Source organism: Polaribacter tangerinus (assembly GCF_038024095.1).
Classification (GTDB): domain Bacteria; phylum Bacteroidota; class Bacteroidia; order Flavobacteriales; family Flavobacteriaceae; genus Polaribacter; species Polaribacter tangerinus.
The window spans coordinates 649732-662833 of the sequence record NZ_CP150668.1 but is presented as its reverse complement, the minus strand read 5'-3'; the positions used below and the strand labels follow the sequence as shown (position 1 = coordinate 662833).

Below are 13102 nucleotides of genomic sequence, written 5' to 3'. Positions count from 1 at the left end.
CCTCACAGAAATCTGTGAGGTCTTAAACTTTAGCTAGTTTATTAGTTTGGATTTAGAATTTTACCAATTCTATCAGTTAAATCTTTATAGTGGTATTTTGTTATTTTATTAACCGATTTTTTACTGGCTCTTTTCAATTGATTTTCTAAATCGGATAATTCCCCACGAACTATAGAAGGAATATCAGTATTCATTAAACTTGTGTTTTTAAGCAAACTCTCTAAACTTGCAATAAGAGATTTTTGCAAGTTTCTTCTATATAAATCTACGTTTTTCGAGCTTTTTGCTTCAGAAAATATTCCTTCATTAAGTTGATTTATCATTTCTAATACAGTGTAGGTATTATTGTCGATAATCTTAGAGTTTATCATTCTTTCTAAAGTAGAAGTATTTAATAAAGTTCTTAAAAATCTATTTTGATAGTTTGCAAGAAGCTTGGTATAACCACTTTCGTCGATTTTATTTAATATATTTTTGTCTAATAACCAATTTTGTGTTTCAAAAACGTTTTCATGAAGCCATTTCATCGATTTAGTTTGTCGTTCTCTAGAAACAGGAACATATACATTGCCCTTTTGAGTTGGTTTTTTATTAAACTCATAAACCCCACCAATATTACCTGCAACGTGACCAGAATAACGCCCCCAAACACTTAATAATTCACCATACAATTCATCTAAGTCCTCATAATTATTGGTTTGAGAAGACGTCCAATTTGGTAAATTTTCAGCAACAATTTTTAAGTTTTTAACACCATATGTACTAGATTTAATTTGGTTGTTACCAATTCCTTCCGTTTGTGCAGAAGGGTCGAAGCGTTGTGCTCCAAATCGATATATTGGGTTGTCTCCTTTTTCTTCTATCCATGCATCTAATGTTTTAACCTCATCTTCAGGTGAAGTTACGTTTGGTATTTTTCTATATCCCCAGTTTATAGCATAGTGGTCGTAGGGCCCCAATTGTCTAATAAAGCGAATGTTTTTGTCGCCTGGTTGTGCCACATAATTATATCTTGCATAATCCATAATAGTAGCTGCAATTCCATTTTTTTGAGTAAAATCTCCATCTCTTAGATTTTCGGTGTCATAGGCAAAACTTGCAGCCATGTTATGAGGTAAGCCAAGCGCATGGCCAACTTCGTGTGCAATTACCATACGCATCATATCTCCGATTTCTTCATCAGGAGTGTTTAATGTTCTTGCAGATGGGTTGGCAGCTCCGGTTTCAAGTAAATAGCGATTTCTGTATGAGCGTAAATGATTGTGATACCAAATAATATCACTTTCTAAAATTTCTCCTGTTCTTGGGTCAGAAACACTTGGCCCTGTAGCATTTCTTGTTGTGCTTGCCACATATCTGATCGAGGAGTAACGAATGTCTTCCATGCTAAATTCTGGATCCTCTTCTTTAGTTGGAGGCATTTTTGCCATAATTGCATTTTTAAAACCAGCAGTTTCAAAAACTTTTTGCCAATCGTTTACACCTTGTTGTATGTATTTTCTTAGTTTTTTTGGTGTAGCTGGGTCTAAATAGTAAATAATCGGCTTTATTGGTTCTACCAATTCACCACGATTATAGGCGGCCAAATCTTTTGGTTCTAATCGCCAGCGTCTTATATATCTTTTACTGTCTGCTTTAAGTTCTTCTGAGCTGTAGTCTACATTTCCAATTGAGAAATACCCAACTCTTTTGTCAGAAAACCTTGGCATCATTGGGTTTTCTGGAAGTAAAATCATCGATTGATTTACGCGAAGTGTTATGGTATTTGTACTTGCATTGCTAGGTGGTGCATCTGCATCAAATGAAAAATCTTGAATTACCTCTATATTTTTTGGGTAGCTTTTTATACTATTTATAAAGCTTCTTGAAGCATCTAAACGCCTTACTTTGTATCTGCTTCTAAAATAAGAGGGTAGTCCAGAAATGGCTTTTACATCTGTAGAGAAAAATTTTGTTACATCAATTAAAACAGCAGTAGAGTCGGTGTTTTGTGCCTTAATATCAAAAGCATAAATTACAGGCTCTAAATTATTTGCTTTTACAGATTTGTAAATTGGTAAAGAATCGTTGGCTACTGCATTGTATGATTTTACTTTTAATAGGACTTTGTTTTTAAATGATTCCCAAACAATAACTTGTGTATTTATCTTAGATCCTGCATTTACATATCCACCACCTAAATCGGCAGGCAGTTCTTTAAGTCTAGTTACTAATAACATTTCTTTGCCAAGATAGTTTTTAGGAATTTCATAGATGAAACTGTCTTTATTTTCATGAACTTTAAAAAGTCCGTTATCTGTTTTTGTATCTTTTTTTACGAAATCGCTATATCCTTTTGTTTTTTTCGGTTTCTGTTTTGGTGAATTTTGTGTTTCTTTTTTAGTCTTTTTTTTCCAAAATTGTGCAGTTGTTTCCGTAGGAATTGAGAACACAAAAAGAAAGGTTAGAAGCATTAATTTTTTCATAATTATATAAATTGTTATTATGCTACTAAAATATTAAAATTCAGTTAAAAAGAAATCAATAATAGTGTTAAAAAAAGGCTTTCTAGAATATTCTTGAAAGCCTTTTTTTGTATAACTGTGCAATAATCAACAGTTAATATAAGCTTTTATATTTTTGTGGATTAGATTCATGCATTATAGCATATATTTTTTCAAAAATATCTTCAGCCGATGGTTTCGAAAAGTAGTCGCCATCCGTGCCATAAGCAGGTCTGTGAGCTTTGGCACTTAATGTAGCTGGCTTGCTATCTAAATACTGATATCCATTTTGTTTTTCAACTATTTCTTGTAAAATAAACGCAGAAGCACCACCTGGAACGTCTTCATCTACAATTAATAATTTGTTGGTTTTGGTTAAGCTTTTTACACAGTCGTGTTTTAAATCGAAAGGCAAAAGGCTTTGAGCATCAATAATTTCTACATCAATACCAACTTGTTGAAGTTCTTTAGCTGTATCGCTTACAATTCTTAGCGTAGAACCGTAAGAAATTACCGTAATATCGGTCCCATTTTTAATTGTTTCTACAACCCCAATAGGTGTTTTAAAATCGCCTAGGTTGTTGGGTAGCTCTTCTTTTAATCGATAACCGTTTAAGCATTCTATAACCAAAGCAGGTTCGTCACCTTCTAATAAAGTATTATAAAAGCCAGCAGCTTTGGTCATGTTTCTTGGAACCAAAACATGCATCCCTCTTACATTGTTTATAATACCTCCCATTGGAGATCCAGCGTGCCAAATACCTTCTAAACGATGGCCACGCGTTCTAATAATTAAAGGTGCTTTCTGTTTGCCGAAAGTTCGATAGTGCAGCGTTGCTAAATCATCACTCATTATTTGCAAAGCATATAATAGATAGTCTAAATATTGAATTTCTGCAATAGGTCTTAGACCTCTCATTGCCATTCCTATTCCTTGCCCTACTATGGTAGCTTCTCTTATTCCTGTGTCAGAAATTCTAATGTTTCCATACTTTTCTTGTAGCCCTTCTAATCCTTGGTTTACATCGCCAATATAACCAGCATCTTCACCAAAAATAAGTAGCTCTGGATGTTTTTTTAGTAAGGCATCAAAATTGTCGCGCATAACAATTCTAGCATCTACAAGCTTTTTTTCTTGCTGATAAGTTGGTTTTTTTTCTTGTATGGAAAGTGCACTTAGTTCATTTTCACTCATTAAGTAAGAGGAATATTTGTAAGCAGCATTTTCTAATGATGTTTTTATAAAGTTTTGTAATGCTGTTTTTTCTGGAAAATCCTCCTCGTTTAAGTATCTAAGAGATTTTCTCACAGCAATTAATACTTCTTTTCTTATAGGTTCGAGAATATTTTCTAAATCGTTTTTATATTTGGTTATAAAAGCACCGTTTTTACTTTTTGCAGCTATTTTATCTAATAAATCTACTGCCACAGAAACCTCTTGTTTTATTTCGTTTGTATAGGCATTCCAGGCATTTCTTTTTGCAGAAGTAACTATTTTTTTAGCTTCTTTTTCCAGTAAGATGATTTCTTCTTCAGAATTTACAAAACGAAGTATTTTACCATCTTCAGTTGGGAGTTCAAAATCTAAAATCCATTTTCGCATTTGAGCAATACAGTCATGCTCTTTTTCCCATAAAAGTCTTTCTTTGTCTTTGTATCTTTCATGAGAACCAGAGGTAGAGTGGCCTTGAGGTTGCGTTAATTCTTTTACATGAATTAGTACAGGTACATGTTCTTCTCTGGCTATTTTAGCAGCTTTGTTGTAAATATCTATTAGTTGTACATAATCCCATCCGTTAACTACGAAAATTTCATATCCATTTTTTTCGTTATCTCTTTGAAAACCCTTCAAAATTTCAGAGATACTTTCTTTGGTAGTTTGGTGTTTTGCGTGAACAGAAATTCCATATTCATCATCCCAAACACTCATTACCATAGGTACTTGTAAAACTCCTGCAGCGTTTATAGTTTCGAAAAACAAGCCTTCACTAGTACTTGCGTTTCCAATAGTACCCCAAGCTACTTCATTACCATTTACAGAAAAATTGGTGTTTTTCTGAACGCTTTTCTCATTTCTGTATACTTTAGAGGCTTGTGCAAGTCCTAGTAATCTTGGCATTTGACCTGCTGTTGGTGAAATGTCTGAACTAGAATTGTATTGTTCAGTTAGGTTTTTCCAGTTGCCATCTTCATGAAGGCTATGTGTGGCAAAGTGACCACCCATTTGTCTCCCAGCAGACATCGGTTCTAGGTCGATATTTGTGTGTGCATATAAGCCTGCAAAAAATTGTTGAGCAGTTAGCTCTCCTATGGCCATCATAAAGGTTTGGTCTCTGTAGTAACCAGATCGGAAATCACCTTTTTTAAAAGCTTTTGCCATAGCTAATTGTGGCACCTCTTTGCCATCTCCGAAAATACCAAATTTTGCTTTACCGGTTAAAACTTCTCTTCTACCAAGTAAACTACATTCTCTACTTATTTTCGCAATCTTATAATCGTTTAAAACTTCTGCCTTAAAATCTTCAAAAGAGAGTTCTTTTGTATTTTGTGAACGTGTTTTTTGTAGCATTTTTATCTGGGGTTTATATTTTGCAAAGGTAGTTTTTTTAGTTGATATTTAGAAATATAAATTTATATTAAAAATATCGTAATAAAAACAGCTTTTTTAAAGTTTATTTTATGAAATACATAATTTTTAAATAGAAAAAGAAATAATTTGAGTACTAAAATTGTTGTTTAGTAATTTCTAAAAAAAGCCTCTTCTAAAAAAGTTATACACTCTGTTAAAATCACCGGTAAAAGTAAATCGTATTTTTTGATAATACGATTGTTGTGAAATTTCCCATCCGTTGTTGGAGTGTAGGGGAAAGTATAGCTCGAAAATATTATGAATAAAATTAAGTCGAATACCGTTTTCGTAACCAAAAAAAACTTTTTCATTTTTACTCTTTAAAAAGGCAACTCCATTATAAAACTCTACCCATTTCCACAGCCCAATGCTAGAGTTTAAAGACAACATATATTGGTTTGCAAATCTTTTTGGTAGTACCGATTTAAATCCTCCTTCTGTAATGATGAATTGTTGACTAAAAATACCGGTAGATTCTGAGCGACCATAATAGCCTAATTCAAATAAATAGTCGTTGGCTCTATCTAAGCCAAAACTGAAGTAATTACCTTCGGATGAATTGTGTAGAAAAGCTCCTGCGAATACTCGAAAATCTAGTTGGGTGTCTGAGGAGGTAAGTTTTCTGTATCTGAAGTCTGCGGATATTTTAGAAAATTTATTGGCAAATTCTGTATTAAATCGATATCGAACTTCATCTATAATATCAGGAAAAATATAATTGTAACTTACACTAAAAATACTGTAATTGTCTTGATCTGTTCTTGCAATATTAGGAGCAACTTCTTTATTGATATGTACCATTTTTGCAGTTAAAAATTCACTGCTTGCATCTCGCAAAGATTTTCTCTTAAATACAAAATCTACGTATGGTATTAGTGAACTATATGAAAGTTCTGGAGCATATTGTTGGGTGTTTCCTACAATACCATACGTTATTTTATATAGTTTTGTTTTTTCGTAAAACTGATTATATAACACGCTAAAGGCACCATTTATCATGTTACTCTTTGTGGCGTATGCAGGCGATAGTTTAAACTCTAAATTTCTTTTTATTATGGGCATATTGTGCAACTTAACGCCCATTGTTAATCCATCATAAAAATTATAACGAGCTATAGGTTGATAAAAAATTTGGTTGTAATCTGGAGCCTGAATGTCTTTTATTAAGGTAAATTTTAAAGGTTTGTTAAACAGCTTTTTAGTGGTGTTGTAGTAATTGTCTAACGTGTTGTATTCCGGATAAATATTTTCGTAGTTTAATGCAAATTGCTCAAATTCTCCTTTACCAAAGGCAACTACTTTTTTGGCATTAACATTAGTGTACCATTTTTTAAATTGTATGGAGTCGTTTTTTATACCATATAGAGCAATGGGAGTAGTTATGTTTCTGTTATTATTTATAGATATATAAATACTATCCTGCTTTTCGGCTACTTTTTTTAGGGTATAATCAATTTTCTTATTCGTTTGCAAATAGTCTTCAAAAAACCAATCAATTTTTTTTGTAGTTTTTTTCGTTAGAATTTCTCTAAATTGTTTAGAGGTAGTTTTTTGTAATTTATTTTGCTGATAAAATTCTTTGATACTATTGTTTAAAACGGCTTCTCCGAGGTATCCTTTTAAATAGTTTAGACCTAAGCCTGCTTTGTATTTGCTTACTATTTTTCTATTAAAGTTAGAAAGTGAGTCGGCTCGAGTTGTTAATGATTGATCTAAAAATTTTCGGGCTGTAAACTGATAAACAAAAGGATATTTTTCGTTAAACTCTAGTTTAGAAATATTGTATTTTTTTAAAAACCAAGAGTCTGAAACTTTGCCCAAAACTTTAATTTCTGGGTAAAATTTGGTTACGTATTCCATCATCAAATATTTTTGCAATCCGTCTAAAAGCCAATAGTCTGTTCTTTCATTTAATAGGAGGGTTTGTTTTAAATATCGGTTAGACAGCGCTTTAAAAAGTGTTAAATCATATTTAAAGACATCTGAAAACGGACTAATAATTTTGGGCAACTGACTTAAACCATAAACAGGGTTTTTGCTTTGAGTGGTTTTGTCTATAAAAATTTTATTTAGCGGCAAAGGACCTAAGTATTCTTCTAAAAATTTTAGCTCTCTGTTTAAAACATCTTTAGTTAACAGGTCGTCTATTTGATCGTCTAAAACATTGGTAACAATAGTTTTTTTATCTGTGTAAAAGGTTTTAAAAGGATTATTTTTTTGGATATTTATAATAATATCTTTACTGTGTTCTGACTTTAAAAAATAAGTGTTTTTTGTGTTTTTAAATGTTTTATATATCTGAGCAGAACTTTCTAAATATTCATTTTTAGGGATGGTTATTTCTATATTAAAATTGGTGTTGTTTTCATATAAATCATCCAAATTTAAATTACTCATTTTTTGCCATCCATTCTGGTAAATAGCTGGTGTTATGTACCAATACCTTAAGTTGTATCCATTTTTAGTAAATCCGTAACCGGTAAATTTAGCTGCAGGAATTTTTACAACGTAAGTGATGTTTAAAGTAACGGAAGAGTTTGGTTTCAGAGGAGTTTGTAATGTTACTTTTAAAATATCTGGTTGTTGTTCATCTTCGCTATACCTTAACGTGTTAAAGTTTGAACTAATATTATTAATTTTACTGTAACCAAGCTCACTTTCTTTTGCGAAATAAAGCTCTTTATTAAAATTTTCTATAAATCTTCTAGAAAGTGGAGTTTTTCTATTTTTAAAACTATTTGCCCAATTATGAAGTATAATTTTGTTAAGAGTGCTATCGGAATCATTAAAAAAAACAATTTCTTGTTGTATTTGTAAAAGTTTTTTGTCGGTATTTAAAAGTGCTTTTATATGGGTGCTATTTTCTTGTGCAAGCATTTTAATAGATGCGAGCAAAAGCAAAAAAGTTATGTAAATGTTTTTCTTCAAAAAAAATATTAAAATAAAAAAGCAAGATATAAATGTAAGGTAAAATATATGAAAATAAAAAATCCTGTTTTTAGGTAAAACAGGATTTTTTTTAAATTAAAAATTCGGTTTCAGTTTGTATTTCGCGTAAAATTTATTTAAGTGTTCTATAGCTTCTTCTGCGGTATCTACAACTCTAAATAAGTTCAAATCTTTTTCGCTAATGTTACCTTCTTCCAGAAGCGTATTTTTTATCCAATCTAGCAAGCCTCCCCAAAATTTAGAGCCAACTAAAATTATCGGGAAACGACCAATTTTATTTGTTTGAATAAGTGTTATTGCTTCAAAAAGTTCATCCATAGTACCAAAACCACCCGGCATTACAATAAATCCTTGAGAATATTTTACAAACATAACTTTTCTAACAAAAAAGTAATCGAAATCTAAACTTTTGCCTTTGTCTATCCATGGGTTATCATGTTGTTCAAATGGAAGCTCTATATTTAAACCCACCGACGTTCCTTTTCCTCTGTTAGCACCTTTGTTACCGGCTTCCATAATTCCTGGTCCACCACCGGTAATTACGCCAAAACCATTTTGTGTAAGTTGAAAAGCAATTTCTTCTGCTAGCTTATAATAGGGGTGTGTTGGTTTTGTTCTAGCAGAACCAAATATAGAAACACATGGACCAATTTTACTCAATTTTTCATACCCTTCTACAAATTCTGCCATTATTTTAAAAATGGCCCAAGAATCATTTGTTTTTATTTCGTTCCAGGTTTTTGTTTGTAGTTTTTCTTTTATTTTTCTATCGTCGTTAGTCATAATTTCAATTTTTTAATAATTAATAATACTCAATATTATTTTAGTAATTTCTTTAAGAATTTGGCTGTGTAACTTTTTTTATGATTTATAATTTCTTCTGGCGTTCCAGTACATAAAATTTTCCCACCATTTCTTCCGCCTTCCATGCCTACATCTATAATATAATCGGCTAGTTTTACCACATCTAGGTTGTGTTCTATAATAAGAACAGTATTTCCTTTATTAGCTAGTTTGTTTAAGACTTCCATTAATACACGAATGTCTTCGAAATGCAGGCCTGTTGTGGGCTCGTCTAATATATAAAAAGTATTTCCGGTATCTCTTTTAGATAGTTCTGCAGCTAATTTTATTCGTTGTGCTTCACCGCCAGATAATGTGGTTGATTGTTGCCCAAGGGTTATATATCCTAAGCCAACATCTTTTATAGTTTTTAATTTTCTATGAATTTTAGGAATCATTTCAAAGAAATCTGTCGCTTCTTCGATAGTCATATCCAATACATCAGCAATAGATTTCCCTTTGTATCTAATTTCTAATGTTTCTCTATTAAACCTTTTGCCTTGGCAGGTTTCGCACTCTACGTGAACATCTGGTAAAAAGTTCATTTCTATGACTCGTACTCCACCTCCTTGGCAAGTTTCACAGCGACCGCCTTTTACATTAAATGAAAAACGCCCAGGTTTATATCCTCGAATAGAAGCTTCAGCGGTTTTTGCAAATAAACTTCTTATTTCATCAAAAGTTTTTGTGTATGTAGCTGGGTTCGAACGTGGAGTTCTACCTATTGGCGATTGGTCTATGTCTATAACTTTATCAATATTTTCTAAACCTTTAATGCTTTTGTACGGCATTGGTTTTTTTACGCCTCTGTATATATGAGCATTTAAAATAGGATACAGAGTTTCGTTTATTAATGTTGATTTTCCGCTACCCGAAACCCCTGTTACACAAATCATTTTACCTAGAGGAAACGAAACAGATACATTTTTTAAGTTGTTACCAGTTGCTCCTTTTAATTCTATAGATTTGCCGTTTCCTTTACGTCTTTTTTTAGGAATTTCAATTTTTTTTCTTCCAGTTATATAGTCTGCAGTTAATGTTTGTTGTTTTTTTAGTTCTTTAAATGTTCCTGCAGATACAATTTGCCCTCCGTGTTTTCCAGCGCCAGGTCCAATATCAAAAACAAAATCTGCATTTTCAATCATGTCTTGGTCGTGTTCTACAACAATTACCGAGTTTCCGATGTCTCTTAATTTGACTAAAGAATCTATTAATTTCTGGTTATCTCTCTGATGTAAGCCAATACTTGGCTCATCTAAAATATACAATACACCCACTAATTGAGAGCCAATTTGTGTGGCAAGTCTCATTCTTTGTGCTTCGCCGCCAGAAAGTGATTTTGAGGTTCGGTCTAATGTTAGATAATCCAAACCAACATCTAATAAAAATTGAATACGGGTTCGAATTTCTTTTATAATTTCAGAGGCTATTATAAGTTGTTTTTTTGATAGTTTTTTCTCTATCGAAGCAAACCAATTGGCTAATTCTGTAACATCCATTTGCGCCAAATCGCTGATGTTTTTATCAGTAATTTTAAAATGTAATGCTTCTTTTTTTAAACGCTTTCCCTGGCAGTTATTACAACAAACTTCATCCATATAGTTTTTAGCCCATCTTTTTATAGAAGTGCTTTCTGCATGGTTAAATTGGTTGTTTATGAATGCTACAATTCCTTCAAAATCAATTTTATAATTTCTACGAACACCCGCAGTTTTTGAGGTGATTTCAAAAGACTCGTTTCCGCCATTTAAAATAATATCTAAAGCTTCTTTTGGAATATCTTTAATAGCGTCTGTAAGTTTAAATTGATACCGCTCAGCTATGTTTTGTAATTGTTTAAAAATCCAACTATTTTTTTGTTCTCCAAGAGGAGCGATACCACCATTTTTTATAGAAATTTTATGGTCTGGAATTACTTTGTTTAAGTTGATTTCATTTACTATTCCTAGCCCATTGCAAACATCGCAAGCTCCTTTTGGTGAGTTAAATGAAAACGTGTTAGGTTCTGGATTTGGGTAGGCAATACCAGATGTTGGGCACATTAGCTCTCTACTAAAATAACGTGGTGTATTGGTTTCTAAATCGATAACCATCATTATATTATCACCAGAATATAAAGCAGTTTTTATGGTTTCGTCTAGCCGATTTTCAATATCATTAGAAACGATTAGTCGGTCTATAACTACTTCAATATCATGTGTTTTATAGCGATCTAGTTTCATTCCTTTTTCAATTTCTATGATAGCACCATCCACACGAACTCGCAAAAAGCCTTGCTTAGAAATTTGTTCAAATAATTCTCGATAATGTCCTTTTCTAGATTTGATTAAAGGTGCTAGTATTGCTACTTTTTTCCCGCTGTATTCTTTTAAAATAAGTTCTTTTATTTGTTCGTCGGAATAGCTTATCATTTTCAGATTTGTATTGTAAGAATACGCATCTGCAGCTCTGGCAAATAACAATCGCAAGAAATCATAAATTTCTGTAATAGTGCCAACAGTAGATCTCGGACTTTTATTTGTTGTTTTTTGTTCTATTGAAATAACAGGCGATAATCCATCAATTTTATCAACATCAGGTCTTTCTAAACCTCCCAAAAATTGCCTTGCATACGCCGAAAATGTTTCTATGTAACGCCTTTGACCTTCTGCATAAATAGTATCAAAAGCAAGAGAAGATTTTCCACTACCACTAAGTCCAGTGATAACCACTAATTGATCTCGTGGAATCTTTACATCTATATTTTTTAAATTATGAGCCCTGGCTCCATAAACATCTAGGTATTCTTGGTCTTTCAAAGTGTTATTTTTAAGAAAAAAGCAAAGTTAATCAATAGGAATTTAAAAAATAGAATGTTTATAAAAACCTTTTTAGTGATTTGTTTCACTTTCGAAAGAAATCTTCTTAAAAATATTGATAAATTTACACAAAATAGTATATTGCAATACCTAAATAGTTGTAGAAATGGACTCTATTAGACATTTTTTTGAGAGACATGGTTTTGGCGTATTTTCTAGGTTAGCAGATCGTTTAGGAATGCGTGCTGTTAATGTGCGTTTATTTTTTATATATGTAACTTTTTTTACCGTAGGTTTGTCTTTTGCATTCTATTTAACAATGGCTTTTATTTTAAAGTTAAAAGACATTGTGTACACCAAAAGAAGTTCTGTTTTCGATTTGTAGCTTATGAAAATTTTAGAATCTAAGATAAATAAAATTTTAATCTTAATTACAGGAAGTACTCTCGTTGGAACTTTTGGTTACATGTTACTCTCTGATTTTAGTTTTGTAGATGCTCTTTACATGACAGTTATAACGGTAACAACTGTTGGTTTTGGCGAAATAAGACCTTTTACTTCCGAAGAAAAAATATTTACTATATTTTTAATAATTACAAGTATTTCCATTTTTGGTTATGCCATTTCAACATTTTCAGAGTATATTGTTAGTGGTAAACTCTTTGAACATTTTAAATTTAAAAGATTGAAAAAGCAAATTAATAAATTAGAGAAACATACCATAGTCTGTGGTTATGGTAGAAACGGAAAACAAGCTGTTTTTAAGTTGAAAAATTACAATAGAGAATTTGTTGTAATAGAAAATGAAAAAGAAATAGCCGATTCTTTAGATGCCGAAGGGTATTTAAGTGTTCATGGCAATGCAACAGTAGATGAGGTTTTGGTACAGGCAGGTATAAAAAAGGCCTCTTTTTTAATTACTGCATTGCCATCTGATGCCGATAATTTATTTGTGGTTTTAAGTGCAAGACAGTTAAATGCTAACTGTACCATTATAAGTAGAGCAACCAAGCAAAGCTCTTACAATAAATTAAAAATTGCTGGGGCAGATAATGTAATAATGCCAGATAAAATTGGTGGAAATCATATGGCTTCTTTGGTTACAACACCAGATGTTATTGAATTTGTAGATAGGTTGACTATAGAAGGAGAAACCACCGCAAACTTAGAGGAAGTTTCTGTGAACGATTTACCAGCAAAATATCTTAATCAGACTATTTTAGATTTAGATTTAAGACGTAAAACAGGCTGTACTGTAATCGGGTTTAGAAATCAAGACAAAGATTATATTATCAATCCAGAGGCTAGTATTAAGTTGGTTGCAGACTCTCAGTTAATTGTTTTAGGTAGACCAGAGCAAATAATAAAATTAAGAGAGTTGTTTTAGATCAGCAAATAAA

7 protein-coding genes are annotated in these 13102 nt (G+C 31.9%); 2 read left to right on the top strand and 5 right to left on the bottom strand.

Features of this window, described 5'->3' with window-relative positions; genetic code table 11:
- Positions 1 to 41 precede the first annotated feature (41 nt).
- From WHD54_RS02980 to uvrA, 5 genes are all read right to left on the bottom strand, one after another.
- Positions 42 to 2465, bottom strand: a complete 2424-nt coding sequence (locus tag WHD54_RS02980; RefSeq protein ID WP_088323170.1) for a zinc-dependent metalloprotease — start codon at positions 2463 to 2465, stop codon at positions 42 to 44.
- Positions 2466 to 2598: 133 nt separating this feature from the next.
- Positions 2599 to 5052, bottom strand: coding sequence for an alpha-ketoacid dehydrogenase subunit alpha/beta (locus WHD54_RS02975; protein ID WP_088323169.1), 2454 nt, complete (start codon positions 5050 to 5052; stop codon positions 2599 to 2601).
- A 177-nt stretch (positions 5053 to 5229) separates the two neighbouring features.
- Positions 5230 to 7989, bottom strand: a complete 2760-nt coding sequence (locus WHD54_RS02970; protein ID WP_088323168.1) for an aminopeptidase — start codon at positions 7987 to 7989, stop codon at positions 5230 to 5232.
- Positions 7990 to 8136: 147 nt separating this feature from the next.
- The gene (locus tag WHD54_RS02965) at positions 8137 to 8844 is read right to left on the bottom strand and encodes a TIGR00730 family Rossman fold protein (protein ID WP_088323167.1); all 708 of its coding nucleotides are present in this window, start codon (positions 8842 to 8844) and stop codon (positions 8137 to 8139) included.
- A 35-nt stretch (positions 8845 to 8879) separates the two neighbouring features.
- A complete protein-coding gene (uvrA, locus tag WHD54_RS02960) occupies positions 8880 to 11702 on the bottom strand; it encodes an excinuclease ABC subunit UvrA (protein ID WP_088323166.1) in 2823 nt (940 codons plus the stop codon).
- Positions 11703 to 11868: 166 nt separating this feature from the next.
- Here uvrA and WHD54_RS02955 point away from each other — a divergent pair, with 166 nt between their 5' ends.
- On the top strand, positions 11869 to 12087 hold the full coding sequence (locus tag WHD54_RS02955) for a PspC domain-containing protein (protein ID WP_088323165.1): 219 nt from the start codon (positions 11869 to 11871) through the stop codon (positions 12085 to 12087).
- A gap of 3 nt (positions 12088 to 12090) precedes the next feature.
- Entirely contained in the window at positions 12091 to 13089 is a 999-nt protein-coding gene (locus tag WHD54_RS02950; protein WP_088323164.1) for a potassium channel family protein, read from the top strand.
- The last annotated feature ends 13 nt before the right edge of the window (positions 13090 to 13102 follow it).

Bases quoted from the DNA above. Each gene is read 5' to 3' on its own strand.
- WHD54_RS02970 (WP_088323168.1), bottom strand. From the start codon at position 7,989: ATGCTTGCACAAGAAAATAGCACCCATATAAAAGCACTTTTAAATACC.
- WHD54_RS02975 (WP_088323169.1), bottom strand. From the start codon at position 5,052: ATGCTACAAAAAACACGTTCACAAAATACAAAAGAACTCTCTTTTGAA.
- WHD54_RS02965 (WP_088323167.1), bottom strand. From the start codon at position 8,844: ATGACTAACGACGATAGAAAAATAAAAGAAAAACTACAAACAAAAACC.
- WHD54_RS02955 (WP_088323165.1), top strand. From the start codon at position 11,869: ATGGACTCTATTAGACATTTTTTTGAGAGACATGGTTTTGGCGTATTT.
- WHD54_RS02980 (WP_088323170.1), bottom strand. From the start codon at position 2,465: ATGAAAAAATTAATGCTTCTAACCTTTCTTTTTGTGTTCTCAATTCCT.
- WHD54_RS02950 (WP_088323164.1), top strand. From the start codon at position 12,091: ATGAAAATTTTAGAATCTAAGATAAATAAAATTTTAATCTTAATTACA.